This is a genomic window from Streptomyces sp. NPDC015125 (genome assembly GCF_043080045.1).
In the GTDB taxonomy this organism is placed as follows: domain Bacteria; phylum Actinomycetota; class Actinomycetes; order Streptomycetales; family Streptomycetaceae; genus Streptomyces.
In genome coordinates this window covers 125,496-149,703 of record NZ_JBIBVF010000004.1, presented here as the reverse complement: position 1 = coordinate 149,703, position 24,208 = coordinate 125,496, and the positions used below count along the sequence as shown (strand labels likewise).

At 70.9% G+C, this 24,208-nt stretch carries 23 protein-coding genes; 14 read left to right on the top strand and 9 right to left on the bottom strand.

Features of this window, described 5'->3' with window-relative positions; genetic code table 11:
• Nucleotides 1–214: 214 nt before the first annotated feature.
• The 3 genes from ACF088_RS12850 to ACF088_RS12840 all read right to left on the bottom strand — a co-directional run bounded on the left by ACF088_RS12850 (nucleotide 215) and on the right by ACF088_RS12840 (nucleotide 3,672).
• Nucleotides 215–1,399: a CaiB/BaiF CoA transferase family protein gene (locus ACF088_RS12850; protein ID WP_392375726.1), complete on the bottom strand. Its 1,185-nt coding sequence runs from the start codon at nucleotides 1,397–1,399 to the stop codon at nucleotides 215–217.
• A gap of 177 nt (nucleotides 1,400–1,576) precedes the next feature.
• The gene (locus ACF088_RS12845; RefSeq protein WP_392375725.1) at nucleotides 1,577–1,957 is read right to left on the bottom strand and encodes an MmcQ/YjbR family DNA-binding protein; all 381 of its coding nucleotides are present in this window, start codon (nucleotides 1,955–1,957) and stop codon (nucleotides 1,577–1,579) included.
• A gap of 248 nt (nucleotides 1,958–2,205) precedes the next feature.
• A complete protein-coding gene (locus ACF088_RS12840) occupies nucleotides 2,206–3,672 on the bottom strand; it encodes a sialate:H+ symport family MFS transporter (protein WP_392375999.1) in 1,467 nt (488 codons plus the stop codon).
• 369 nt (nucleotides 3,673–4,041) lie between these two features.
• Here ACF088_RS12840 and ACF088_RS12835 point away from each other — a divergent pair, with 369 nt between their 5' ends.
• A complete protein-coding gene (locus ACF088_RS12835) occupies nucleotides 4,042–5,229 on the top strand; it encodes a saccharopine dehydrogenase family protein (protein WP_392375724.1) in 1,188 nt (395 codons plus the stop codon).
• A gap of 26 nt (nucleotides 5,230–5,255) precedes the next feature.
• Here ACF088_RS12835 and ACF088_RS12830 read toward each other — a convergent pair whose 3' ends face one another.
• Entirely contained in the window at nucleotides 5,256–5,945 is a 690-nt protein-coding gene (locus ACF088_RS12830) for an endonuclease V (protein WP_392375723.1), read from the bottom strand.
• Between the two features lie 577 nt (nucleotides 5,946–6,522).
• On the opposite strand from ACF088_RS12830, the gene ACF088_RS12825 reads away from it, so the two are divergent.
• Entirely contained in the window at nucleotides 6,523–6,822 is a 300-nt protein-coding gene (locus ACF088_RS12825) for a YciI family protein (RefSeq protein ID WP_392375721.1), read from the top strand.
• A 167-nt stretch (nucleotides 6,823–6,989) separates the two neighbouring features.
• Here the strand turns inward: ACF088_RS12825 and ACF088_RS12820 are convergent, their stop codons facing one another.
• A complete protein-coding gene (locus tag ACF088_RS12820; protein WP_392375720.1) occupies nucleotides 6,990–8,450 on the bottom strand; it encodes a sugar porter family MFS transporter in 1,461 nt (486 codons plus the stop codon).
• Nucleotides 8,451–8,834: 384 nt separating this feature from the next.
• On the opposite strand from ACF088_RS12820, the gene ACF088_RS12815 reads away from it, so the two are divergent.
• From ACF088_RS12815 to ACF088_RS12800, 4 genes are all read left to right on the top strand, one after another.
• Nucleotides 8,835–9,740: an SIS domain-containing protein gene (locus ACF088_RS12815; RefSeq protein ID WP_392375719.1), complete on the top strand. Its 906-nt coding sequence runs from the start codon at nucleotides 8,835–8,837 to the stop codon at nucleotides 9,738–9,740.
• 53 nt (nucleotides 9,741–9,793) lie between these two features.
• On the top strand, nucleotides 9,794–10,675 hold the full coding sequence (locus tag ACF088_RS12810) for a ketose-bisphosphate aldolase (protein ID WP_392375718.1): 882 nt from the start codon (nucleotides 9,794–9,796) through the stop codon (nucleotides 10,673–10,675).
• A gap of 142 nt (nucleotides 10,676–10,817) precedes the next feature.
• Nucleotides 10,818–11,621 (top strand): DeoR/GlpR family DNA-binding transcription regulator, encoded by an 804-nt coding sequence (locus ACF088_RS12805; RefSeq protein ID WP_392375717.1) that lies wholly within the window; start codon nucleotides 10,818–10,820, stop codon nucleotides 11,619–11,621.
• 538 nt (nucleotides 11,622–12,159) lie between these two features.
• Nucleotides 12,160–12,471 (top strand): hypothetical protein, encoded by a 312-nt coding sequence (locus tag ACF088_RS12800; protein ID WP_392375716.1) that lies wholly within the window; start codon nucleotides 12,160–12,162, stop codon nucleotides 12,469–12,471.
• 63 nt (nucleotides 12,472–12,534) lie between these two features.
• Here the strand turns inward: ACF088_RS12800 and ACF088_RS12795 are convergent, their stop codons facing one another.
• Nucleotides 12,535–13,152, bottom strand: coding sequence for a TetR/AcrR family transcriptional regulator (locus ACF088_RS12795; protein ID WP_392375715.1), 618 nt, complete (start codon nucleotides 13,150–13,152; stop codon nucleotides 12,535–12,537).
• 291 nt (nucleotides 13,153–13,443) lie between these two features.
• Here ACF088_RS12795 and ACF088_RS12790 point away from each other — a divergent pair, with 291 nt between their 5' ends.
• Together ACF088_RS12790 and ACF088_RS12785 are read left to right on the top strand one after the other, a co-directional pair.
• A complete protein-coding gene (locus tag ACF088_RS12790) occupies nucleotides 13,444–15,441 on the top strand; it encodes an FUSC family protein (protein WP_392375713.1) in 1,998 nt (665 codons plus the stop codon).
• Nucleotides 15,442–15,522: 81 nt separating this feature from the next.
• Complete coding sequence (locus tag ACF088_RS12785) at nucleotides 15,523–16,029, top strand: MarR family winged helix-turn-helix transcriptional regulator (protein ID WP_392375712.1); 507 nt, start codon at nucleotides 15,523–15,525, stop codon at nucleotides 16,027–16,029.
• 152 nt (nucleotides 16,030–16,181) lie between these two features.
• Here the strand turns inward: ACF088_RS12785 and ACF088_RS12780 are convergent, their stop codons facing one another.
• Nucleotides 16,182–17,303 (bottom strand): WD40/YVTN/BNR-like repeat-containing protein, encoded by a 1,122-nt coding sequence (locus ACF088_RS12780; protein WP_392375711.1) that lies wholly within the window; start codon nucleotides 17,301–17,303, stop codon nucleotides 16,182–16,184.
• 166 nt (nucleotides 17,304–17,469) lie between these two features.
• On the opposite strand from ACF088_RS12780, the gene ACF088_RS12775 reads away from it, so the two are divergent.
• Nucleotides 17,470–17,724 (top strand): hypothetical protein, encoded by a 255-nt coding sequence (locus ACF088_RS12775; RefSeq protein WP_392375710.1) that lies wholly within the window; start codon nucleotides 17,470–17,472, stop codon nucleotides 17,722–17,724.
• Between the two features lie 357 nt (nucleotides 17,725–18,081).
• Nucleotides 18,082–18,495 carry an SsgA family sporulation/cell division regulator gene (locus ACF088_RS12770; protein WP_392375709.1) on the top strand — a complete coding sequence of 138 codons (414 nt, stop codon included), beginning with the start codon at nucleotides 18,082–18,084 and terminating at the stop codon, nucleotides 18,493–18,495.
• 97 nt (nucleotides 18,496–18,592) lie between these two features.
• Here ACF088_RS12770 and ACF088_RS12765 read toward each other — a convergent pair whose 3' ends face one another.
• Nucleotides 18,593–19,201, bottom strand: coding sequence for a TetR/AcrR family transcriptional regulator (locus tag ACF088_RS12765; protein WP_392375708.1), 609 nt, complete (start codon nucleotides 19,199–19,201; stop codon nucleotides 18,593–18,595).
• A 196-nt stretch (nucleotides 19,202–19,397) separates the two neighbouring features.
• Here ACF088_RS12765 and ACF088_RS12760 point away from each other — a divergent pair, with 196 nt between their 5' ends.
• The 3 genes from ACF088_RS12760 to ACF088_RS12750 all read left to right on the top strand — a co-directional run bounded on the left by ACF088_RS12760 (nucleotide 19,398) and on the right by ACF088_RS12750 (nucleotide 22,249).
• Complete coding sequence (locus ACF088_RS12760) at nucleotides 19,398–19,916, top strand: PH domain-containing protein (RefSeq protein ID WP_392375707.1); 519 nt, start codon at nucleotides 19,398–19,400, stop codon at nucleotides 19,914–19,916.
• On the top strand, nucleotides 19,913–21,580 hold the full coding sequence (locus tag ACF088_RS12755) for a PH domain-containing protein (protein WP_392375706.1): 1,668 nt from the start codon (nucleotides 19,913–19,915) through the stop codon (nucleotides 21,578–21,580). Before ACF088_RS12760 ends, ACF088_RS12755 begins: the two co-directional genes overlap by 4 nt.
• 255 nt (nucleotides 21,581–21,835) lie before the next feature.
• Entirely contained in the window at nucleotides 21,836–22,249 is a 414-nt protein-coding gene (locus ACF088_RS12750; RefSeq protein WP_392375705.1) for an SsgA family sporulation/cell division regulator, read from the top strand.
• Between the two features lie 313 nt (nucleotides 22,250–22,562).
• Here ACF088_RS12750 and ACF088_RS12745 read toward each other — a convergent pair whose 3' ends face one another.
• Nucleotides 22,563–23,333 carry a polysaccharide deacetylase family protein gene (locus ACF088_RS12745; RefSeq protein WP_392375704.1) on the bottom strand — a complete coding sequence of 257 codons (771 nt, stop codon included), beginning with the start codon at nucleotides 23,331–23,333 and terminating at the stop codon, nucleotides 22,563–22,565.
• A gap of 147 nt (nucleotides 23,334–23,480) precedes the next feature.
• Here ACF088_RS12745 and ACF088_RS12740 point away from each other — a divergent pair, with 147 nt between their 5' ends.
• Nucleotides 23,481–24,191 carry a response regulator gene (locus ACF088_RS12740; protein ID WP_392375703.1) on the top strand — a complete coding sequence of 237 codons (711 nt, stop codon included), beginning with the start codon at nucleotides 23,481–23,483 and terminating at the stop codon, nucleotides 24,189–24,191.
• The last annotated feature ends 17 nt before the right edge of the window (nucleotides 24,192–24,208 follow it).

Here is a 24,208-nt window from a genome sequence, read left to right as displayed (position 1 = left end):
TGCGCGGTCATCTCTGCGGGCCCTCCTCGGAGCCGGTTCTTGACGGTGTCGGTCAGTGTGAGGGGCCCCGGCCGCCCCACGGGATGGCGCCGGACGGCGCCCCTGGCGAGCGGACCGCCCCGCACACCACCGGCCCTCCCCAGGGGGAAGGCCGCGGCCTCTTCGGCCGCCGGACATGCGTCGGCCGCGTACGGGAGCGTGGTGGCGGGTGCCATCAGCCGGCCGTGTCCTTCTGCTCGGCGCGGACCGGGTCGGCGGGCGGGGCGTCGGCGACGCGCGGGGCGAGGAGGCCGGGGACCTGCCAGTCGCGGGCGATCTCCACCAAGTCGGCGCCGGGCTGCGCCGGGGGTCGGCGTACCGTGCCCGGAGTGCGCGAGAAGCGCGGGGCGGGCGCGGGCTGGGTGAGTCCACTGTGCTCGACGAAGGTGCCACGGGCGGCGAGATGGGGGTGCTGCGGCGCCTCGCGCAGGGAGAGCACCGGCGCCACACAGGCGTCGGACTCCGCGAACACCGCCGTCCACTCCTCGCGGGTCCGGGTCTTGAAGCGGGCGGCGATGGTGGTGCGCAGCTCACCCCAGGCGGCGACGTCGTCGCGGCTGGGTGCCTCCTGTTCGATGCCCAGCAGCCGGATGAATGCGCCGTAGAACCGCGTCTCCAGCGCGCCCACCGCCATATAGCCGCCGTCGGCCGTCTCATAGGCACCGTAGAAGGGTGCCCCGCCGTCGAGCAGATTCGCGCTGCGCCGGTCCTGCCAGCCGCCGGCCGCCAGCATGCCGTGGATCATCGCCGTCAGATGGGCCGTGCCGTCGACGATGGCGGCGTCGACGACCTGGCCCGTTCCGCCCTCGGTGCGGGCGTGCTGGAGGGCGGCGAGGACGCCGATGACGAGGTAGAGGGAGCCGCCGGCATAGTCACCGAGAAGATTGGCGGGGATCGCGGGCGGGCCGTCGGGCGGGCCGATCATGCCCAGGGCGCCCGTGATGGCGATATAGCCGATGTCGTGTCCGGCGGTGTCGGCGAGCGGGCCCTGCTGTCCCCAGCCCGTCATCCGGCCGTAGACCAGTCGGGGGTGGCGCGCCAGGCACTCCTCGGGACCCACTCCCAGCCGCTCGGCCACGCCCGGGCGGTACCCCTCGATCAGCACATCGGCGCGCTCGACCAGTTCGAGTACCTGCGCCACTCCGTCGGGGCTCTTCAGGTCCACCAGCACGGAGCGTTTGTTGCGGTTGGTGACGTCGCAGGCCGGATCGACGCCCAGCCCCGGGCCTCCGGGCCGGTCGACACGGACGACATCGGCGCCGAGGTCGGCCAGGAGCATGGCGGCGAACGGGCCGGGGCCGATGCCCGCGAGTTCGACCACCCGCACCCCGCTCAGCGGGCCGTTCCCTGTCTCCGTCATCGCGCCCCATGCCCTTCCGCACTGTGACACTTCTGATGTAACACTCGTGATGTTAAGAACGTGTTCCACTTTCCACAAGACCCCCGAGCCACGTGGCAGCAGCCAAAAGGCCCGCGCCGTCGATGCTCAACTGCCATCGCCGTCGCGGGCCTTTGCGCGCCTGCTGCCGCTGCGCCGCTATCCCCCGTCGAGCTCGGCGATGAGCTTCTTCGGGGCTATGACGCGATACGACTCCTCCGCCCAGTCGCAGAGCAGCTCGGCCGGCGGAACGCCCGGCTCCGCCAGCGGCACCCGCACCCATCCGGACTTGCCCAGGCCGTATCCCGCGGGCTGGGCGCCGGGCAAGGTCAGAGCATGGGCATGCGCTGCGGGATCCTTCAGCTTCAGTGTGACCCCGCGTGGACGGCCGCCGTCGTCGATGCCGAGGAAGACAAAGACCCTCTTGTTGACCTTGATGACGCTCTCGCCCCAGGGGAACTCCTCCACGGCCCCGGGAAGCCCGAGCGCGAACGCGCGCACCCGCTCTCGCACCGCCACCGGACCCGCCGCCTTCGCCATGCGCTCCTCCACATCCGTCCCCCGTACGCCACCGCCCGCGGTGCCGCCCGGCGCCACGCTCGTCCTGCGCGGGCCGCCCAACGCATTCCACGCTAACGGCGACCACTGACAACGGCCCGCGGAGCGCCGAACGCCGGGCCGACCGAGGGACAATTGCCGTCATGTCCGCCCCGCAACTCGCCAGGTGCCGGTCCGTGGCTTCGGTTCGCTGCCGGGAGCGGACTCCCCCGGCGCCCGGTGGAGCACCGCTACGCCGAGTCCGGAGCCACCTCCCCGGATGCGGATGCGGATGCGGGAGCGGGAGCGGATACGGATGCCTGCTCCACGGGCAGCGCCCCCACCTCCCCGGCCTCCGGCACCAGGTGGTCTTCGGGCGCCTGACGGTCCACGAGCCGGCCCAGCCGCCGGGGGACATTGCCGCCCACCAGGATGATGACCACAAGCGTCAGTCCGAAGGTGAGCACGGCCAGCGCCCGCCCCAGGGACATGCCTTCGGCCAGATGGGCTCCCAGGACGGGCGCCACCGCTCCGCCCAGGGCGCCGACGTTGTAGACGAAGCCCAGAGAGGCGGCGCGGGTAGCGGTCGGGAAGTGGCCGGCGAGGTACTTCGGCAGGATGCCGGAGATGCCCTGGCTGAGCGCGAGCAGCCCGAAGACCAGCGCGCCGAGCGCCGGCAGGCTGTCGCGCACCGCGAAGACCGGGAAGACGAAGGCGAGGGAGGCCAGCAGGGTGCCGGCATAGGCGCGGCGGGTACCGAACCGGTCGCCGGCGAAGCCCGCCAGCCAGCAGCCCGCCATGGTGCCGAAGCCCGCGTAGAACATCACATCGGTGACCTGTCCGGGGGCGTACCCGAGGTCGGTCTTGAGGTAGGTGGGCAGCAGGGCCTGGATCGGCCAGCTGTAGAGGAAGGCACAGAACACCGTCGCCATCAGGGCCACGTACAACAGCCACCCGCGACGGCCGCCGAGCTGCGCGGCGAATGCCACCAGGCACACCGCCACGACGACGGACAGCCCCGGCACGGACCCCGCGCCGACGGGCGTGAAGACGCAGAACAGCGCGACCGAGGCCGCCGCCGCCAGGGCGGTGTTGACCCAGGGCCGGATCCGACCGCTGGACAACGGCCGGAAAGGATGGGGACGTTCCTCGTCCGTGCCGGCGGTGCCGATCTGCCGCTGCCAGTCACCGGCCTCCGGCAGCGATCTGCGGATCCAGAGGGCGACCAGGACGGGCAGGACGCCGATCCAGAACATCCAGCGCCAGCCCCAGTGCGGGACCACCCACTTGTAGAGCTCGGCCGCGAGGACGGTGCCGCCGGCGTAACCGGAGATGATGAATCCGGAAGCGCGATTGCGCCATCGGACGGGCCAGCTCTCCAGCACATACGTCACACCGGCGCTGTACTCCCCCGCCATGCCCAGACCGATCACCAGCCGCGCGACGAACAGGCTGGTGTAGCCCCAGGCGAAACCGCAGGCGAAGGTACCGAGGGAGTACAGCAGGATGCTGGTGACCATGGCGGTCTTGCGGCCGTAACGGTCCCCCATCGCACCCAGGACGGCGCCGCCCAGCCACCGGGTGATGAAAGCGCCGGAGACCAGCGAGGCGGCGGTGGCGGTGCTCAGATGGAAGTCGTCGGCGATCTCGGTCAGCACGAGCGTGATCAGGACGAAGTCGAAGCCGTCCAGGAGATATCCGATCCAGGCGGCGAACATCGCCTTCCACTGGCCCGGGGTGACCTCCTGCCGCCAGTTCCGTCTGTGCTCAGGGATGTTCGCGGGACGCGTCGTCACGGCTGTCCGGCCTCCTCCGGCGATCGGCGGACGGTACGGTGCGCGGCACCATCGGGGCAGCTGCAGGGCGACGGTCGGGGCAGTCCGGACATCGGACGTCCTATGTCGTCGGTGCCATGGGGGAATCTGGACCGGTCGCCACGCTCTGTCAAGACTGCGTGCCACCCTCCATGCCGCCCGGGGGAGGCAAGGGAACGGCCAAGGCGGCGACCGGGACCGGACATTGACGGGGCGACGGTGACTGCCTAATGTCCGGGCTCCGTGCCCAGTGGGCGGTCGAGAGGACGCACGATGCGACGGCAGGACACCTCCGGACGGGACCATGACCTCGTCCTCTACGGCGCGACCGGTTTTGCGGGCGCCCTCACCGCCGCCTACCTTGCCGCACACGCTCCCCAGGGCTGCCGCTGGGCGCTGGCCGGGCGCAACACCGCCAAACTGGAGCAGCTGCGCGACCGGCTGACAGCGATCAACCCGGACTGTGCCGACCTGCCGCTGCTACGGGCCGACAGCGGCGATCCAGACTCGCTCCGTGCCCTCGCCGCCGGTACCAAAGTGCTGGTGACGACCGTCGGGCCGTATCTGATCCACGGTGAGCCGCTGGTCGCCGCATGCGCCGCGGCAGGCACCGACTATGTCGATCTGACCGGTGAGCCGGAGTTCATCGACCGGATGTATGTGCGCCACGATGCGACGGCCCGCGCCTTTGGTGCGCGCCTCGTGCACGCCTGCGGATTCGACTCCGTCCCGCACGATCTGGGAGTGCTCTTCACGGTGGGGCTCCTCCCCGAAGGCGCCCCCGTACGCATCGACGGCTTCGTGCGGACCAACGCCACCTTTTCCGGCGGCACTCTGGCCTCGGCACTGACCGCCGCATCGCGTCCGGTCGCCATGGCGCGGGCCGCCCGCGAGCGGCAGCGGGCCGAGCCGCGGCCGGCCGGCCGTACGGTGCGGGCGCCCTTCGGGCCGCCTCTCAGGAGCGGTGAAACGCGCACCTGGGGCGTGCCGTTGCCGACCCTCGATCCTCAGGTCATCGCCCGCTCCGCCGCCGCGCTGGACCGTTACGGGCCCGACTTCCGCTACCGCCACTACGCAGGCGTACGGCGGCTGCCGATCGCCGTCGGCGGGGCGGTGGGGGTGGGGGCCCTGTGCGCACTCGCCCAGGTGCCGGCCGCGCGGCGCTGGTTGTCGCGACGCCTGGAGCCGGGCGACGGGCCGGGCCCCGAGCGGCGCGCACGCAGCTGGTTCACGGTCCGCTTCGTCGCCTCCGGCGGCGGCAAACGCCTGATCACCGAGGTCTCGGGCGGTGACCCCGGCTACGACGAGACAGCGAAGATGCTCGCCGAGTCGGCGCTCAGCCTGGCCTTCGACGACCTGCCGGAGACCGCCGGCCAGGTGACGACCGCGGTTGCCATGGGGGACGCGCTGACGGCCCGCCTCCAGGATGCGGGCATCACGTTCCGCGTCGTCCAGGGGTAATCCCGGCTCCCCTTGTGTCCACCCCGTCAGGCATCGGCGAGCGCCCTCCGGCACAGCGAGTCAGCGGCCCGGGTCGTCTCGGGAAGCCGGTAATGCGCTGCCAGGTGGAGCGTATGCGCACAGGCACGGTCGAGATCGATGCGATGCCCCACGGAGACGAAGACCGGCTTGACGCCCCTTTGGGTACGCAGCGCACGTCCCACCTCCTCGGCTCCGTCCAGGAGAGGAGAGGTGGCGCCGCGGTCCGGTCCGGGGAGTTCGTACCGGAAGGTGAAGGGGTTCTTGGCGACACCGATGGTGGGCAGCCCGGTCAGCACTCCCAGGTGGCTGGCGAGCCCGAAGCGGCGCGGGTGCGCCAGCCCGTAACCGTCGCAGACCACGAGGTCAGGGGTGCGGGCGAGGCGGGCGAGGGCATCGAGCACGGTGGGGATCTCACGGAACGCGAGCAGTCCGGGGAGGTACGGGAAGGAGATCTGCCCGACGGCGGTCGCCTCGTCGACGACGGCGCGCGTACGGGCGTCCAGCGCGACGGCGGCAGCGGCGACGACATCACACGCGTCGTCGTAGGCGACATCCACCCCGACGACAGTGCCCTCGAACCCCGGTTCCGGACCGGGTTCATCGAGCCGCACGTAGGTCCGCAACCGGTCCTGGACCGCGCGTGCCCGGTCTTCGTCGGCCGGCCAGTTCCGCAGTTCGTCTTCGCAGGAGATCATTCCAGGAGTGTCCATGGTGACCGCCACGCTACCGAACCGGTGAGCGAGCCTCTGACCAGGCCGGGAGACCCGATCATGATGCGTTGTCAGTGGCGCTGGGTACCTTGGTGAGCGTGCAACCGGACCCCGCCGACCGCACAGGCGGCACCGCCGAGGACAGCCCCCGGCGGTCCCGTCGTGCACCGCCATCGGCACTTCGCCGCTCTGAAGCCTTCCGAAGTCTTCGTGCCCGCCCGCCCTTTCGGTTCCCGCGGGATTCACCCCCGGCGGTCTGCCCGTGGTGCTGCAGTTCATCGGTGCCCCGCGCGCGGATCTCGCCGTCCTCCGGGCAGGGCATGCTGAGGAGAGCGCCACGCGGTCCGGGCGGCGCCGCCCGGACCGGTCCGCGGTCTGATCGTCCCGGCGTCCTGCCCCTGGAGGGCGCGGCACTTCCAGGACTTGTACGTGTTCGCAGACACCTGCCCGCAGAGTTCGCCGCACCAGCTGGAGACACCTGCTGCGACACCAGCTCTGGCCTGCACATTCCCTTCCAGAGCGAAGCCGCGCTTCCGCCTGATATCTCGTCTATATTGCAGCTATGTTCGTACTGGAACTGACCTACACCGCGCCCCTCGAACGCGTCGACGCCGTCCTTCAGGAGCACCGGGAGTGGCTGGAGAAGGAGTATGCCGCCGGGCATTTCCTCGCCGCCGGCCGCAAGGTCCCGCGTGAGGGGGGCGTGATTCTCGCCGCCGGGACGGACCGTGCGACCGTCGAGCGGATCGTGACCGAAGATCCGTTCGCCCTCGCCGGGGTGTGTGAGTACCGGATCACGGAGTTCGCGGCAACGACGACCGCCCCCGCTCTGGAGCAGTACCGGGAACAACTGCCGTCCTGAGCAGCCGTCCTGAGCAGCCGTCCCCTTCCGCCCGGACCGCCGCGCTCCGGCCGTCCGGGCACCGCCCTCGGCGCTGTGAACACCACTCGGCCCCCTCCGCCTTGGGTGCTCGGCGGGCGGAACACTCGCTCCTGTCCCGTCAGCTCGGCAAACGCCCCTCTCCGGGACTACGAAGTCTTCGTCGGCGGCATCGCTGAACCACTGAGCGAGCCGGAGCTCACGGGAACGGGTGACGCGGGCCAGCGCCCCCCATTGCGCCAGTAGTCCTGGATGTCCTCCAACTGACGCCCCTTGGTCTCGGGCGCGGTGGCGGCGGCGAAGACCAGTGCGGCGAGCGCGAGGACGCCAAGGCCCGCGAATGTCCAAGCCGCACCCGCCCAGGCCATCAGGGAGGGGAAGAACTGAGCGATCAGGAGATTGGCGACCAAGTCGGCGGTGAGCATCACCGAAGCCCCGGTCGAGCGCAGTTGGGCGGGGAAGGCCTCGCTCGCATAGACCCAGATCAGCGATCCGAAGCCGAAGTTGAAGGCGGCGGTGAACAGCAGGATCGCGGCGAAGCCCACCCAGGTCGAGGCGCCGTGCAGCTCGCCCCTGGCGAAGACCGCCGTCAGGACGGCGAGCATCACCACCATCGTGCCGATACCGCAGAGCAGCACCACCCGGCGGCCGAGGCGGTCGATGATGAGGAGGGCGAGCACGGTCGCGGCCAGCGAGGCGAGCTGGACGAAGGACGGCAGCAGGAAGTTCTGGCCGTTGCCGGTGAAGCCCATCTCCTCGAAGATCTGCGGGCTGTAGTACGTCACGGCATTGATGCCGGTGATCTGGCAGAAGAATCCTAGGCCGACAACGAAGAGCGCGGCCCGGGCATAGGGCTTGCGCAGCAAGGACCGCGCCGATCCACCGCTCTCCCGGGCGAGCGCGGACGCCACGACAGCGACCTCCTCACGCGGGTCGACGTCCGGATCGGTCATGGCCATGACCTCGACAGCTCGTTCCGTGCGTCCCTTGAGGACGTACCAGCGCGGGGTGTCCGGCAGCCTGAGCAACGGGATCAGAACGAGTGCGGCGGGGATCGCGGAGAGACCGAGCATCCAGCGCCAGTGACCGCCGCCGGACAGGCCCCAGTTGACGAAATACGTGATGACGATGCCCGCGACCGTGGCCACTTGGTAAGCGGCGACGGAGGCTCCGCGGATACGCGCCGGAGTCGATTCGGCGACATAGAGCGGGGCGGCGACAATCGAGATGCCGATGGCGATGCCGAGCAGGAAGCGGACGGTATCCAGCACGACGACGTTGGGGGCGACGGCGGAGAGTGCGACGAATACGGCGTACGAGCCGGCGACGATCAGCATCGACGCCTTGCGGCCCAGGGCATCGGCGAGCTTGCCGCCGATCAGCGCGCCCACGATGGAGCCGAACACCAGGATGCTGTTGACCAGGCCCTTTTCGGTCTCGGTGAGATGAAAGTCCTTGCTCAGGAACACCAGGGCACCAGAGATGCTGCCGGTGTCATAGCCGTAGATGACGCCGACGACGGCGCCGGTGAGCGCGAACAATCTGCCGGTGCGGTGTGCGGTCCCGGATGACGGCGGCGGGGGCGTCGCGGAGAGCGTGGCAATGGACATGGGACGTCCTTTGTGCGGCGGAGCGGGCCTTGCTGCATGACTGAGCTGTGTGACTGGACCGTGTGACTGGACCCTGTAATCAGGCTGCATGACTGATCTTGCAAGTATTCGGCGCCTTTCACGCAGCTGTCAACACTTTCCTGCACACGCCCTCGGCGCCCTGCGGCAACCCGATGTCCACCCAGGTCAGACCAATTCCCACTCCCCGCAAAGCCACTACCCGCCCCTCCCCTCTGGCGCATCCGCCCGAACGAGGGATGGAACCTCGGCAACTTTCTGCGTACAGTCGATTGCAACGAACGCAAATCTTGCACTTTCACGCAGGCGTCCAAGGGCGCAGACACGCAGACCGATGAGCACATGCGCATCGCAGAAGGGTGGGCCATGAGCGAGATCTCGTACATGGAGCAGGAACTGCACAGCCAGCCGGAGACCTGGCGGGAGGCCGCGCGGATCGGGGCGGTCACGGACTCGCTGCCCAAGGCCGGACAGCGGGTGGCCGTCATCGGCTGCGGCACCTCATGGTTCATGGCGCAGTCGTATGCGGCACTGCGCGAAGCAGCCGGACAGGGGGTGACGGATCCCTTCGCCGCCTCCGAGGCGTTCCTCGGCACCGACCGCGGCTATGACGCGGTGGTCGCGATCACCCGGTCCGGCACCACGACCGAGGTGTTGCGTGTGCTCGATGCCGTCAAGGGGCGCATCCCGACGGTGACGATCATCGGTAGCCCCGAGACACCGGCGGCTGCGGTCTCCGACGAGATGGTCGCGCTTCCCTTCGCCGATGAGGAGTCGGTGGTACAGACCCGTTTCGCGACGACTGCGCTGACGATGCTGCGTGCGCATCTGGGCGAGGACGTCTCCCGGGCGGTGACCGACGCGGAGGAGGCACTGGCCGCGCCGGTGGCAAAAGAATGGGTGGACGCCGAGCAGTTCTCCTTCCTCGGGACGGGGTGGACGTTCGGTGTGGCCAATGAGGCGGCACTCAAGATGCGGGAGTCGTCGCAGAGTTGGACCGAGTCGTACCCCGCGATGGAGTACCGCCACGGCCCGATCGCGATAGCTGCACCCGGCCGGGTGACCTGGCTGTTCGGTCCGGCACCGGATGGTCTGGAGGCTGATGTGGTGCGGACCGGGGCGCGCTTTGTGTGCCATGCGCGCGATCCGCTGGCCGATCTGGTGCTGGTCCAGCGGGTGGCGCTGGAGCGGGCCCGCGCCCGCGGCCTGGACCCGGACAACCCCCGCAACCTGACCCGCTCGGTGATGCTCGAAACGCCGTCCGTCTCGTAGACACCCGCCTCCCCCACACCAATCAGCCCCGTCCGCAAGGGAGCCAGCCTCCGATGCCCCTCGTTCCGACCTCATCGATCGTGGACGCCGCGCGTGAGGCGCGGGTCGGTGCCGCGGCCTTCAACGTCATTCATCTGGAGACGGCCGAGGCGCTCGTCACCGCCGCCGAGCGCACCGAGATCCCGTTGATCCTGCAGATCAGCGAGAACTGCATCCGCTACCACGGCAGCCTGCTGCCCCTCACCCGCGCCACCCTCGCCCTCGCCGAAGGCTCCACGGCCCCGATCGCGGTGCACCTCGACCACATCACCGATGCCGAGCTGGTCCACCAGGGCATCGCCGCCGGGGTGGGCTCCGTCATGGTGGACGCCTCCGCGCTTCCGTACGAAGAGAACGTGGCCACCACCGCCGAGCTCACCACCTGGTGCCATGACCGTGGCGCCTATGTGGAGGCGGAACTCGGCGAGGTCGGCGGCAAGGACGGGGTCCATGCGCCGGGGGTACGCACGGACCCGGGCGAGGCCCTGTCCTTCGTCCGTGCGACGGGGGTGGATGCTCTCGCCGTGGCCGTCGGTTCCTCACATGCGATGCATGAGCGCACGGCCGTACTGGACAAGGCCCTCATCGAGGCGCTGCACACCACGCTGCCGGTGCCGCTGGTACTGCACGGCTCATCCGGAGTGCCTGACGACGAGCTGCGGCGGGCCATCGCCGCCGGAATGACGAAGATCAATATCTCCACTCACCTGGTCTCCGTCTTCACTCACTCGATACGGCACACACTGGGCGCCGACCCCTCGCTGGTGGACTCCCGGAAGTACCTCAAGCCCGCCCGGGAGGCAGTGGCCGAGGAAGCGGCGAGACTGCTGGAGGTGCTGGGCACTCCGGCGGCGGTGCCGGACCAGTGCGCAGCCCAGGCGCCGGCCCGGGGGTGAGACACCCGGGGGTGAAACAGCCGCAGGCGATCGCCGCCTCGGCGGCGCTTCGTCACCGTGGAGGGCATGGCCCGGCGCGGCGGAGTGCGAGGGCGCCTACGGCGCGTCACCCTGACCTGCTGAGACGAATTAGGCTCGCGCCATGAAGCGCCATGAACGGATGAACGCACTGCTCGAGCTGCTCGGCGACCGAGGCCGGGTGGACGTCGAGGAGGCGGCGACCGAGCTGGAGGTCTCGGCCGCCACGATGCGGCGCGACATGGATGCCCTGGCCGAGCAGCAGTTGCTGACCCGCACCCGGGGCGGTGCGGTGCTCAGTTCGGTGGCGTACGACCTGCCCATCCGGTACAAGCATGCTCACCGGTCCGAAGAGAAGGAGGCAGTGGCACAGGCCGCGGCGAAGCTCGTCGAGCGGGGGCATGTGGTCGGGCTGAGCGGCGGCACGACGACCACGGCGATCGCACGGGTGCTTGCCACCCGTCCGGACTTCGCGGAAGCCGGCCCGCAACCGCATCTGACGATCGTCACCAACTCCCTCAACATCGCCAATGAGCTGGCCGTGCGGCCGCAAATCAAGATCGTGCTCACCGGCGGGGTGGCACACTCGCGGTCATTTGAACTGGTCGGACCGTTCAGCGAGTTGGTGCTGCAGCAGATCTCCATCGATATCGCGTTCATCGGCGCCAACGGCATGGACCCGATGATGGGGGCCACGGTGCACGACGAGGCAGAGGCCCGGGTCAACCGCCTGATGGCCGAGCGTGCCCGGCGTGCCGTGGTCGTCGCGGACTCGTCAAAGATCGGCGAGCGCTGCTTCGCACGGGTCGGCGACGCGGATGTCTTTGACACGTTCATCACGGACAACGGAGCGAAGGAGGCGATCCGCCGGGAATTCTCGGATCGAGGACTGAAGGTGGTGGCGGCACGCCCGCCCTCCGGCGAGTGACACCCGGCCGCCGGCCGGAAGGAAAGCCGGCCCTCGGCAGCCGCCCCTCCGGCGGCCAGCCATCGTCAGGCCCGGCGTCGGCAGTCGGCAGTCGGCAGTCGGCAGTCGGCAGTCGGCAGTCGGATCCAACCCGCTCGGTTCCCACTCAGCCTGATCGGCCTGATCGGCCCGCTCACTCCGATCAGCCCGATCGGCCCGATCAGCCCGATCGACCGGGAGCCGACCCCGGCCCGGCCCGATACCCTCGGCTCGCTTCGCCCGACCACCTCGGCTGGCTTCGCCTGACCCCCTCGCCTCGCTTGTCCCGACCACCACCCCGGACCGCTTGACCCGACCGCCCCCCACTGCTCAGCCGGCCCCCTCGGCCCGCTCGCTCCGCCCGGCCCGGTTCCGGAAGGGCTGCTCTTGTGTCGCGCTTTGGTCCCTGTGTGACCCCCGGGGCTGTTTTCCCCTGGGCGGGTATGGACAATGGGAATGAACGTGCGAACCCGATGTGGGCTTCGCGGGGGTATCCGAGGTTTCCAGCGGGGGAGATGACGTGCGGAAGATCCTGGCCATAGCGCTGGCAACGGTGGCGTGCAGCGCCTCTCTGACAATGGTCAGCGCCTCGACCGCGGCAGCGGCCGACCGGACGCCACACTGCGTGGTGGTGCGGAAGTACTTCAACAAGGGTCACCAGCGCTATGCCCGCCTGACGAACCTGTGCAGCCGGCGGACCGCGTGTTTCACCATCATCGTCCCGCATCAGCGCGACCCCCGCGGCCGCCTCCCCAAGGGTGCGACGAAGGACGTCCGCTACGGCACGACCTGGGCCTCGCGGGCCCTGTACGTGAAGAACAGTTCCTGCTGAGCGGACGCCGGCAGGGCGCTGGAGCTGACGAGTGCGCGGGCCGAGGCACCCTGCCCGAGTGGATCAGACGCGTACGGCGACGCCGTCCAGCACCATGGACAGGTACTGGCGGGCGATCTCCTCGGGGCTGTGCTGTCCTCCTGGCCGGTACCAGCTCGCCGCAACCCAGACGGTGTCGCGGACGAAGCGGTAGGTGAGCCGGATGTCGAGGTCGGCTCGGAAGACGCCGTCCGCCACGCCTCGCTCCAGAGTGCCCAGCCAGGCCCTTTCGAACTTCTGCTGGGAGTCGGCGAGATAGCCGAAGCGGGACTGCCCGGCCAGGTGCTTGGCCTCCTTCTGGTAGATGGCGACGGCCGCGCGGTGCCGGTCGATCTCCCGGAAGGATTCGGTGACCAGGGCTTCGATGGTCTTCCTGGGGCCGAGCCCGGCGGCGAGTACGGCGTCATAGCCGTCCCACAGCTCGGTCAGGAAGCTGGACAGGATCTCGTCCAGCATCGATTCCTTGGAATCGAAGTGGTAGTAGAGGCTGCCCGCCAGCATCCCGGCCTCGTCGGCGATGCGGCGGACGGTGGTGGCGTTGTAGCCGTGTGCGGCGAATACCTCCGCCGCAATGTCGAGCAGTTCGCGGCGGCGCTCCGGTGACGCGTTCGCGGTCGTCGTCTTCTTCTTGGCGGCTGGCACCTGATTATTGTCGCCCCCCGCGCCATCCCCTCCCCTCCCCTCCCCTCCCCTCCCCTCCCCTCCCCTCCCCTCCCCTCCCCTCCCCGCTCCCTTCCTCCACCCCACCCGCTCTGCCGCCCCCGGCCCGGAGCCCTGCTTACCGACGCCGGACGTGACGGGCAGCATGTATTTCGCTAGTAAAACACCTGTTAATCTTCTTGCATGGGGAAGCATGCCAGGCAATCCGGAAAAAGCGCACGTACCGTGCCGGGGAGTGCGGTGCGAGCCCGGCCGCTGCCCCTCAGGAGCACCGTGCGGCTGCGCCGTCCCGTCGACATCTGGCACAAACCGGCACTCAGCGCGGTGGCAGCGCTGGCGATCCCCGATCTCACCTTGTTCTGCCTGGGCCGGCTGGATCTGATCCTGTACACCTCGGCAGGGGCGATGTGCGCCCTGTACGCGCACGGCCTGCCGTACGCCGCCCGCGCCCGCACGCTGCTGTGGGTGGTGCTCGGAATGGTCGCGAGCCTCGGCATCGCGCTGACCGCCGCCTCGCTGACCACCTCGACTGCGCTGCTCGTCGTGTTCGCCTCGCTGCTGGCCGCGGTCCACAAGATGGTCTGTGATGCCACGCGTATCGGCCCGCCGGGGAACCTCATCCTGACGTTCATCGCGGCCTCGGCCTTCTTCGTGCCGCAGCACCTCGGCCAGGTGCCCCTGCATATGGCGGCGGCGCTCGCCGCCGGAGGACTCGCCTGGCTGGTCTGCATGGCGCCGGCGCTGATACGGCCGCAGGGGCCGGAGCGGATCGCCGTCGCCCGCGCGCTGGAGGCTGCGGTAGGACTGCTGCGTACCGAACCGGGCTTTGGCGGAGTGGAAGGGGCCGGTGGGAAACCCACTGGCGGGGAACCCGGTCGGGAACCCGCTGGTCGGGAACCCGCCGGGGGTAAACCCGCCGGTCGGCAACCCGCTGGGGATGAACCCGCCGGTCGGCAACCCGCCGGTCGGCAACCCGTAGGTCGGCAACCCGCCGGTGTGGCGCACGCGCGGCATGGCACTGCTGCCGCCGTGAACGCCGGCTGGCACACCCTGTTTCTGGTTCCGGCGCGCACCCCGGCGAGAGCCGCCGCGCGGGCCGGGCTCGAACGACTGCTGGTGCGGGCCGAATCGGTGCTGGGTCATGACGGCCGGTCCGCCGCAGGCGAAGCCGAGCGGCTCGGCGCCTGGGCTCGTGAGCTGCGCAGCGGGCGGCCGCTGCCCCGGGTTGCGCTCTCGGCCGCGCAGGCCGAGGAGCTGGTGGGCGTTGCCGACGAGGCACGGGAGCCGCGGCGGCCTGCGCCCGGCCGTCCGCGCGGGGTGCGCGCGGTACTGGCCCGGCTCGCACCCGGGTCACCGCTGCTCCCGATAGGCGCGCGGGTCGCCGCCGGGTGTGTGCTGGCGGGCTGGGTATCCATGGCCATCGGCGTCGGGCACCCGTATTGGGCCGTGGTCACCGCGGCCTCGATCTACCAGGCCAACACCACGCTCTCCTGGCAACGAGCCCTCCAACGGACCCTTGGCAACCTTCTCGGTCTGCTGCTCTACACCGCGCTGCTGCCGCTGACGCACCTCGGAGAGCTCGCAATGGTCGCGATGGCGCTGGTCTTCCAGCTCGGCACGGAGGCCTGCATCACCCGTAATTACTGGCTCGGCTCGGTGTGCGTCACACCGATGGCGCTGCTGCTGACCGAGTTCGGCAGGCGGCTGCCGGCCGGCACGCTGATCGCCGACCGCTGGATCGACACCGTGGTGGGCGCGGTGGTGGGACTGGCCTGCTGCGTCCTGATCACCAATCGGCGGGCCGCCCACCGCATCGAGGTCGCCCTGGGGCGGGTTGCGGCCGCGCAGACCGCCGCCTTGCGACTGCTCGCGGCGAGTACCGCGCCCGGGGCGGACGACACCTGGGAGAACGACACCCGGGAGACCGGTCGGGCCCACGAGGCCGCTCGGGCCCACGAAACCGGTCGGGCCCATGAGACCGACCGAGCCCGGGAAACCGACTGGGCCCGGGAAACCGACTGGGCCCGGGAAACCGACCGACCCCGGGAGACCGACCGGCTCCAGGAGACCCGCTGGGACCAGGAGACCCGCTGGGCCCGTGACCGGCTGGCCGCGGGGCTGGTCGAGCTTCGCGATGCCGTGGAGGTGGCGGCCGGCGAGTGGTGGCAGCGTGCCCTCCCCGAGGAGCGGATCGCCCGTGCCGAGCAGCAGGGTCACCGGACGCTGGCCGGGCTCGTCCGGCAGCTCCCGGCACCGGTGCCGGCCGCCTGACCCGCGGTACCGCCCGGCGCGGCGGCCGGCACACGGCAGGCACAATTGGGGGCGTACGGCATGGCCGAGAGGAGTGTGCGGGTGACCGAGGACATCGTCGCGGGGGTGCTGCGCCAGTGGCAGCAGGTGCACCCCGGGCTGGACACCGGCCCGATGGCGGTGATCGGGCGGCTCAACCGCTGTTCCGCACTGCTGCAGCAGGCGGCAGATGCGCCACTGCGAAAGGCCGGACTCACCCGTCCCGAATTCGACATCCTCGGCACCTTGCGCCGGATGGACCGTGAGCTGACCCCCGGGCGGGTGGCCCGGGAGACCTTCGCGTCCGGTGCCGCGGTGACCAAACGCGTACGGCAGCTGGAGGAGCGCGGGCTGATCGCCCGTCGCCCCGACGACCGGGACCGCCGCGTCGCGCATCTTTCACTCACCAATGAGGGACGCGAGACCATCGACCGGCTGCTGCCCGAACAGTTGCGGTACGAGGCGGCGCTGCTCGAAGGCATCGGCGATCAGCGGCAGGAGGAACTCTCCGCGGCGTTGGGCGAGTTGCTGGTGGTGCTGGAGGGACGGCTCGGCAGCCTGATGGAGTAACGACGACCGCCGGGGTGGGTTGGCGTGGGGTGGGGTGGGGTGGGGTGGGGTGGGGCAACGGGCCGGAGGCGGGGCACGCACCGTGCGCTGTCAAGACTGCCGCCAGGACCCGCTATCAGGACCGCCGCCCGGGCTCGTCACCAGGACCGCCGTCACGGCTCCAGTCGTGCGATCCGTCCTCGCTCACCCGCGGCCCAGCAGCCCAGGTCCGGGGCGCAGTCGACGGTGTCGTACGAGCCCTGGTCGAAGGTGTGCCAGGTGCGGCCGCCGTCGAGGGTCAGATCGCTGCCGGACGGGCCGACCGCCACGGCGAGGCGCCGGGAGTGCGGGAGCCAGACGGCGCCGGAGCGGTAGGCGCTGGGGGGTTCGGCGGCCGGTGTCCAGGTTCTGCCGGCGTCGTTGCTGACCGCGGCGGCGTGGGGCGAGGGCTGGTCGGGGCGGAAATCACCGCCGACGGCGAGGAGATGGGTGCGGTCGCGGAGGGCGAGCGCGAAGACACCGCGGGCCGGGTCGCCCGCCGGTATCGGGGTGTCGGTCACCGACCAGGTACGGCCGCGGTCGGCGGTGTGCAGAACGCGGGCGGTGGCCGCGCCACCGGTCGCGATCCAGGCATGCCGGCTGCCGGCCGAGACCAGGCACTGGCCACTGGCGGCGAATGCGGCTTCGCCCGGCCGGGCCGGCGGCATGCCCTTCGACGGCAGTACGCGCCAACTGCGTCCGCCGTCCGCGGTGGACAGGATGCGGTACCTGCCGTCAACGGGGTCGCTGAGCGCGATGCCGTGCCGTCGGTCGAAGAAGGTCAGGCAGTCGTAGAAGGCATGGGGGTCGGTGTTACGGAAGCTTTCGGTCCAGGTGGCGCCGGCATCGTCGGTGCGGAAGACCCGCGAGGCCTCCCCCTCACCGATCGCGAGAACGACCGCACGGCGCGCATCGAGCGCCTCGATGTCGCGGAACTCCAGTCCACCGGCACCGGGTGGGGAGATGTTGCTCCAGTGCTTGCCACCGTCGTGGCTGCGCAGCACAGTGCCCGCCGTACCGGCAACCCAGGCGGTCGTACGGCTGACGGCCGCCAGGCCGCGGAAGCGAGCCGTGCTGCCGCTGTCCTTGAGCCGCCAGCCGGCGTGCGGGGCGGTGAGCGATGCCGCCGTTGCCGGCGCGCCGCCTTCCGATACCGGTGTCGCCGCGGGCGAACCCGCCGGGGCCGCGGTCGCCGGCCCGGCTGCCGTTGCGGCGAGCACCGCCATACCGGCCGCCACGGCCGCCACGGCCGCCATGGCCGCCCGCCACCGAGCCCTGCGGGTACCCGGCACCCGCCGTGTGTCCCGGTCCCGGTCCTCTTTCCGGCCCCGGCCCCGGTTCCGGTCCCGGTCCCGGTCCCGGTCCCGGCTCCCGCACAACAAGCGTCCCGTGCGCCGCAATTCGCCCCACCCCGCTCTGGTTGTGGGCTGGAAGCTAGCCCAGCCCGCCCCGGCCGTCCAGACCACCGGCCGGACCGCGCTCCAGACCACCGCCCGGACCGCACCCCAGACCACTGTCCAGACCACCGCCCAGACCACCGCCCCGGCCCCGCCCCGGACCACCGCCCGCAGCCGCCGATACCCGACCCACCGCACCATCGCCGATGCCATCGCCCACCCCTGCCCACCCCTGCCCACCCCGCCCGCGACAACCGGCGAGAGCAGGCGGCGGCCGTGAGCCGCCGTATGCCGCACTCATGGCGCACCGGCCACGCGCACCGGCCACGCGCGCTGACCACGCGCAGCAAACACGCCTGCAGACCAAGCCCGCTGACGCCGCGCTCCGACGCCGCACTCCGACGCGCGCGCACCTCAACAGGGCGCACCGACAGCGCCCCGAACCGACCTGACAGCCCGTCATATCAGGCAGCTGGGCCCCGATCACGCATCCTGACGCACAACAAAGAGGGCATTTACGTACATTCAAAGGCCCGTGATGCAGGTCACGCAGGAATCCAATGCACCTGGCGCGATGACCTACGCGTCCTAGTGGTCAAAGGCGCAACGATCCGCACCGAATGCAAGGGAGCCGGCGATGTCCAACGCCATCGACCAAGCCGTTCAGGCCCGTCTCATCGCGACCGCTCCCCGGTCGCAGGTGATTCCGGCGAGCCTGCGTTATGACCGTGCCGACCCGTTCGCGGTGCGGCTGGCCTTTCCGCCCGCCGCGTCACTGGACGGGGCCGAGGTGACCTGGACGTTCGCGCGAGAGCTGCTGGAGGAGGGCCTGTGCGAGCCGGCCGGGGCCGGCGATGTGCAGATCTGGCCGTATGACACCCACGCCGTGGTGGTGGAGTTCCACGCCGTGGGCGGCATGGCGGTGGTGCAGTTCGACGCACAGGAGTTGCGGACCTTTCTGGCCCGGTCGTACCAGATCGTCGCAAAGGGCGACGAGGCGCGGCATCTGGATGTCGAGGCCGATCTCGTCGCCCTGTTGCGCGAGGCGTAACCCTCTTCCTTGACGATGGCGGCGAGGGCGCGGGCGACAAGAGCCGGGGGCGCCCCACCGCCGCGGTCGCAGCGATGAGTTCGGGCGCGCGTTCCGCTCATGCGCACTCCGCCCCGAAGAGGTTCGCCAGCTGCAGATCCAGCAGCCGTAGCGCGGTTTCGGGGTCGTGCACCCCCAGCAGGACGTAGGTGGCGAGGCCGTCGGCCACGCTGATCAGCAGCATCGCCTCGTCCTCGGTGGCGCGTTCCGGCGGCAGCTCGCCGCGGTCCGCGGCCAGCCGCAGTTGACCGGTGAAGAAGGCACGTAGCTGGGGGATGCCGTTCTCGGCCTCGGCACGCAGGGTCTTGTCGTGCACGGCGCGGGCGAAGTAGGCGGCGCCGACCAGCAGCCCGGTACGGCTCTTGTCGTCGAGCGGCAGCATGCCCGAAAGGGAGGCGCGCAGCACCTCACGGGGCGTCGGCTCCTCGGCCAGCACCTCGATGCGGGCACGGATCCGGTCGGCGGCGAGCCGGTTGATGTGCTGGAGGGCGAAGAGGAGCATCTCGTCCCTGGTACGGAAGTAGTGCTGCAGCCGGCCGAGCGAGATCCCGGCCTCCGCCGCGACATCGCGCAGGCTCGCACCGTCCAGCCCGCGGGTGCTCGCAATCCGCCACAGCGCCTCGGAGATCTCCCGGCGCCTGGCTTCGTGGTCCACCTTCTTGGGCACGGATGACCTCCCTCGCACCGTGCGCGGCCCTTCACATGAATCCGGCGCATGACTCCGGTGCATGACTCCGGATGACTCCGGTGCATGACTCCGGCTCAGGGCTCCGACTCAGGGGGCCGGCACGCTTTTACAAGTCGCTCGTACCGTTATAACGTACCGGCACTCAATACGCTTGACTTGGAAACCGGTGACCCTCATGCCCGAGCATGCCGCCCCGCTGCTGCGCCCACCCCGCCACCGAGTCGATCCCCGGGCCCGCCGCTGGTGGACGGCCCAGGCACTGCTGACGCTCAGCGGTCCGATGCTGCTCAGCGCACTCGTCATGGCGGTCCTTTCCCTCCTGTTCTTCCCCGGCGCACTGCCGTGGCTGGGCCCGTTGCTGCTGGTCGTGCTGGTGCTGCCGGCCGTCGGCTACCTCGCGGTGATGCCGCGGTGGCGGTATGCGGTGCACGCCTGGGAGCTGGGCGAGCGTGCGGTCTATGCGTCGGGCGGCTGGTTCTGGCAGAAGCGGCGGATCGCGCCGCTGACCCGGGTGCAGACGGTGGACACCGTGCGCGGGCCGCTCCAACGGCGCTACGGGCTGGCGACGGTGACCGTCACCACCGCCTCGACCGCGGGCGACATCAAGATCGCGGGGCTGTCCGACGCGGACGCCGAGGAGCTGTCCCGGCGGATCGGCGAGGCGGCGCAGGACGTACCGGGTGATGCCGCATGAGCACGCCACGGGAGCCCTCCGCACCCGGCGTGGACCGCGGCGTACCGGGCACGTCCCCCACCGCATCCGCCACCCCCTCCGGCACGGGCCAGTGGCGGCGGCTGGATCCGCGCACCCTGCTGGTGCACTGCGGCTGGATGGCGGCACCGCTCGGTTCGCTGGCGCTGACGGCGCTGGCCACCGGAGGCCGGATCACCGCCAGAGCCTGGATCACGCTCGCCGCCATCGCCGCCTCGTTCGCCGTCGTCACCACCATCGGCCTGATCCGCTGGGCCCGTACGGAATTCCGGGTCACTCTCCCCGGGAGCCCGGACGGTACGGGCACGGGTGCTTCCGACAGCCACGGCAGCCACGCCTCCCCCACCCTCGACGTACGCAGCGGGCTGCTGACGCGCCGGTTGCGCAGTGTGCCGCTGCACCGCATCCGCACCGTCGATCTGACCGCGTCACCGCTGCACCGGCTGCTGGGGGTCACCGTGCTGCGGGCCGGCACGGCGGGCTCGGGGGACGGCCGCAGCGAGCTCTCACTGGAGGCGCTCACGGTCTGTGACGCGGAGCGGCTGCGTGCCGAGCTGCTCGCTTACGCGGACACCGAAGGGGCGACGAACGACCCGGTGGTGGCCCGTATCAGCTGGCGCTGGCTGCGGTACGCGCCGCTCACCTTCTGGGTCATCGGCGGGGTGTTCGTGGTGGCCGGTTCGGTCTACCGGGTCCTGGACGGCATCGGCATCGAGGCCTGGAAACTCGGCTTCGTCCAGCACGCGTTCACCGAGTTCGGTGCAAGCGCCCTCTGGCTCACGGTCCCGGCAGCACTGCTTGTCGTCCTCGCCCTCGGCTCGGTCGGCGCCGTCGCCCTGTACGTCGAGAACTGGTGGAACTACTGCCTGGAGTGGACCGATGCGCGCACCCTCCGGGTACGCCGCGGCCTGTTCACCACCCGGTCGGTCACCATCGAAAGGGCGCGGCTGCGCGGGGTGTTGCTGCGCGAACCACTGCTGCTGAGGGCCGGTGGCGGAGCACTGGTGCGCGCGGTGGCGGGCGGTCTGGGCAATCGCGAGGAGAACCGCAAGCGCAGCGGGCTGCTGCCTCCGGCGCCCCGCCCGGAGGCGCTGCGGGTGGCGGGCGGCGCCCTGCGGTCGCCCTTCCCGGCAGGCGCCTCACCGGCTGCGCTGGCACCGCACCCCCGCATCGCCCTTCGCCGGCGCCGGGTGCGCGGACTGCTGTGGGCGGTACTGCCCGGCACCGCCGTCCTGGCGGGTCTCGGTGCGGCCTTCACCCCCGTCCTGCTGCACTGCGCCTGGGTCTACGCGGTGACCACCACGGCGCTCGTGCTGTGGCTGGCCCGGGACGCGTACCGCAATCTGGGGCACGGGGTACAGGGCCCCTATCTGGTCGCCCGCTCGGGCACCTTCAGCCGCGACACCCTCGCCCTCCAGCGCGAGGCCATCGCCGCCTGGACGTTCTCGACCTCGCCGTTCACCCGCCGGGCCGGCCTGGTCACGCTCACCGCCGCGGTCGCGGCGGGCGAGGACGGCTATCGCATCCCGGACCTTGCGGCGGCCGAGGCTCCGGCCTTCGCGGCGACGGCGGCCCCGGGGATCCTGGAGGAGTTCTTGACGTACCCCGGGGCGCCGGATCACCTTCCTGAGCAGCGACTGCCGTAGCGGCAAGGGGCACTTCACCAGGCGCGTGCACTCCACCCGACGCGTGCACTCCACCCGACGCGTGCACTCCACCCGGCGCATGCGCTTCACCCGGCGCATGCGCCGCGCGCACCGCTCACGACGGACCACCGGACAGCCCCTCCGGCCGTATGAGACGCATCTCACACCGATGTCGCGTGCACGGCGAGCGTGGGCACACCGTCCTACTGGACGAGCCATTGCCCATGACCCGAGAGCCGCAGGGGGAACAGCGCGATGCACACCGTCATCGACCAAGCCGTCCAGGTCCGTCTCATCGCCACCACCTTCGGCCCGCATGCGGTGCCCGCGGTGCTGCATTATCAGCCCGCCGATCCACTGGCGGTACGGATGTTCTTCCCGCCGGAGATCTCGCTGGACGGCTCCGCCGTGGACTGGGCCTTCGCCCGGGAACTGCTCGACGAGGGGCTTCGGAGACCGGCCGGGCGGGGTGATGTGCGCGTGCGGCCGTCCGGCCCGGACCGCACGGTGATGGAGTTCCACGCGGAGGAGGGCGTCGCCCTGGTCCAGTTGAAGACCGCGGATGTCCGGCTGTTCCTCGCCCGCTCCTACGAGGCCGTACCCGCGGGCGGCGAGCCGGCACACCTCGGCATGGAGCGTGGCCTCGCGGAGCTGTTCGGCGCAGCGTAAGGCAAGCGGGCCGTGCACGGTAGGCAGAGGCGAACCGTGCACGGCATGAGGCCGGGGGAGGAGGCCTTCGCCCCGGGGAACCGGAGGGCGACGGCACACACCGGGGCCTGTCCGGCAGGTCGGTGACGGACAGGCCCCGGGCATCCGGCGGGGGTGACGGACAAGCCCCGGGTATCCGGCGGGGGGGGACGGACAAGCCCCGTGTCCGACGCCCGTGATGGACAGGCCCCGGGCGTCCGACGCCGATGACGGACAAGCGCCGGGCGTCCGACGGGGGGCGGTCACCGCCTGCGCCCCGCCCCCCGCATGCACCTCAGCGCTTCGGAAACCCGAACCCGTAGCCCTGCTGCTGCATCCACGGCAGCAGTCCCTCCAGCGCCTCGACGGTCCGGGCACGGTCGCCGCCGCCGTCGTGGAACAGGACCGTGGGCCCGTTGGGGAGTTCACCGCGCACCGTGGCCTCGATCGACTCGACGCCGCCGCCCTCGAAGTCCTTGCTGTCGACGTTCCAGCCCAGCGGTCGCATCCCGCGGTCCGCGGCCAACTTCCGGCTGTAGGGGGTGAACGCGCCGCCGGGGGCGCGGTAGTACTCGACCTGCGCGCCGCCCGCCGCGTCCTCGATCATCTTCTGCGCGTCGAGTATCTGCTGCGACTGGTAGCTCTGCGGCTGGTGATCCATACCGGTGTTGTGGCTGATGGTGTGGTCGCAGAGCTTGTGCCCGGCGGCCACCACCTGCTTGACCAGGTCCGGGTGCGCCTTGGCCTGCGGGCCGATCATGCAGAAGACCGCTTTGACGTTGTGCTTCTTCAGCACGGCGAGCACCTTCGGGGTCCAGACCGGGTCCGGGCCGTCGTCGATGGTGATGTTCAGGCTGCGGCCGGGGCGGTCCGAGGCATGCACGATGGAGGAATCAACCTTGAGAGGAGCGGCCCGCTTGGCCTGGCCGGAGCCGACGGTGTCCGCCTCGGCCTGTGAAGTGGACCCGAAATCTCCGAAGGCGAGCGTCCCCGCGACCGCAAGTGAAATCACCGCCGCCGCGGCCGCTCCGATGATGCCGCTCTGAATGCCGAAGCGCCGTGCCATCCCGACCCCGTCCCTACCGTGCTCGTGTGCGTACCGACCGGCGGTGGCCGCGTCGTGCGCACCGCCCTGCACCACGTGAGATGCATCAGAGCCCGGGCAGGCTGCTCCTGTTACCGATCCATCATGAAACTTATTGATACTGGACCCATGCCACGTGTACTTCTGATCGAGGACGACGCCGCCGTACGGGACGGCGTGTCCCTGGCCCTACGGCGGCGCGGCCATGAAGTGGCGGCCGCGGCCAGCGGCGAGGAGGGGCTGGAGGTCCTGCCGGGCTTCCGCCCCGACATCGTGCTGCTGGATCTGATGCTCCCCGGCAAAGACGGCTTCGAGGTCTGCCGGCTGATCCGCGCCGAGCGGCAACTGCCGATCATCATGCTCACCGCCCGTGGCGAAGATCTCGATGTGGTGCTCGGCCTGGAGGCCGGCGCCGACGACTACATCGTCAAGCCGGCCCGCGGCGAGGTCCTCGAAGCACGTATGCGCGCCGTGCTGCGCCGTACCGCGCTGCCTGCCGATGGCACGCCGGCCGCCACGGAGCCGCCGGGCCCCACCCCGGTCGAGACCTACGGCGAACTGGCCATAGACCGCGCCGGCCTGGTCGTCGGCAAGGGCGGCCAGGACCTGGCGCTGGCCCCCTCGGAGATGAAGCTGCTGCTGTTCCTGTCCGCCACTCCGGGACAGGTCTTCAGCCGCCAGCAGTTGCTGGAGCATGTGTGGGAGCACAGCTATCACGGCGATGCGCGGTTGGTCGACGCCTGTGTCATGCGGCTGCGGACGAAAATAGAGGACACCCCGCGCAGCCCCCGTTACGTCCAGACCGTGCGCGGCTTCGGCTATCGCTTCGGACCCCTGTGAAGCGCCCGGGCCTCCGG

Bases quoted from the DNA above. Each gene is read 5' to 3' on its own strand.
- ACF088_RS12755 (WP_392375706.1), top strand. From the start codon at position 19,913: ATGAGCACGCCACGGGAGCCCTCCGCACCCGGCGTGGACCGCGGCGTA.
- ACF088_RS12840 (WP_392375999.1), bottom strand. From the start codon at position 3,672: ATGTTCGCCGCCTGGATCGGATATCTCCTGGACGGCTTCGACTTCGTC.
- ACF088_RS12740 (WP_392375703.1), top strand. From the start codon at position 23,481: ATGCCACGTGTACTTCTGATCGAGGACGACGCCGCCGTACGGGACGGC.
- ACF088_RS12780 (WP_392375711.1), bottom strand. From the start codon at position 17,303: ATGGCGGCCGTGGCGGCCGTGGCGGCCGGTATGGCGGTGCTCGCCGCA.
- ACF088_RS12820 (WP_392375720.1), bottom strand. From the start codon at position 8,450: ATGTCCATTGCCACGCTCTCCGCGACGCCCCCGCCGCCGTCATCCGGG.
- ACF088_RS12760 (WP_392375707.1), top strand. From the start codon at position 19,398: ATGCCCGAGCATGCCGCCCCGCTGCTGCGCCCACCCCGCCACCGAGTC.
- ACF088_RS12810 (WP_392375718.1), top strand. From the start codon at position 9,794: ATGCCCCTCGTTCCGACCTCATCGATCGTGGACGCCGCGCGTGAGGCG.
- ACF088_RS12830 (WP_392375723.1), bottom strand. From the start codon at position 5,945: ATGATCTCCTGCGAAGACGAACTGCGGAACTGGCCGGCCGACGAAGAC.
- ACF088_RS12815 (WP_392375719.1), top strand. From the start codon at position 8,835: ATGAGCGAGATCTCGTACATGGAGCAGGAACTGCACAGCCAGCCGGAG.
- ACF088_RS12770 (WP_392375709.1), top strand. From the start codon at position 18,082: ATGTCCAACGCCATCGACCAAGCCGTTCAGGCCCGTCTCATCGCGACC.
- ACF088_RS12850 (WP_392375726.1), bottom strand. From the start codon at position 1,399: ATGACGGAGACAGGGAACGGCCCGCTGAGCGGGGTGCGGGTGGTCGAA.
- ACF088_RS12745 (WP_392375704.1), bottom strand. From the start codon at position 23,333: ATGGCACGGCGCTTCGGCATTCAGAGCGGCATCATCGGAGCGGCCGCG.
- ACF088_RS12750 (WP_392375705.1), top strand. From the start codon at position 21,836: ATGCACACCGTCATCGACCAAGCCGTCCAGGTCCGTCTCATCGCCACC.
- ACF088_RS12805 (WP_392375717.1), top strand. From the start codon at position 10,818: ATGAAGCGCCATGAACGGATGAACGCACTGCTCGAGCTGCTCGGCGAC.
- ACF088_RS12835 (WP_392375724.1), top strand. From the start codon at position 4,042: ATGCGACGGCAGGACACCTCCGGACGGGACCATGACCTCGTCCTCTAC.
- ACF088_RS12845 (WP_392375725.1), bottom strand. From the start codon at position 1,957: ATGGCGAAGGCGGCGGGTCCGGTGGCGGTGCGAGAGCGGGTGCGCGCG.
- ACF088_RS12825 (WP_392375721.1), top strand. From the start codon at position 6,523: ATGTTCGTACTGGAACTGACCTACACCGCGCCCCTCGAACGCGTCGAC.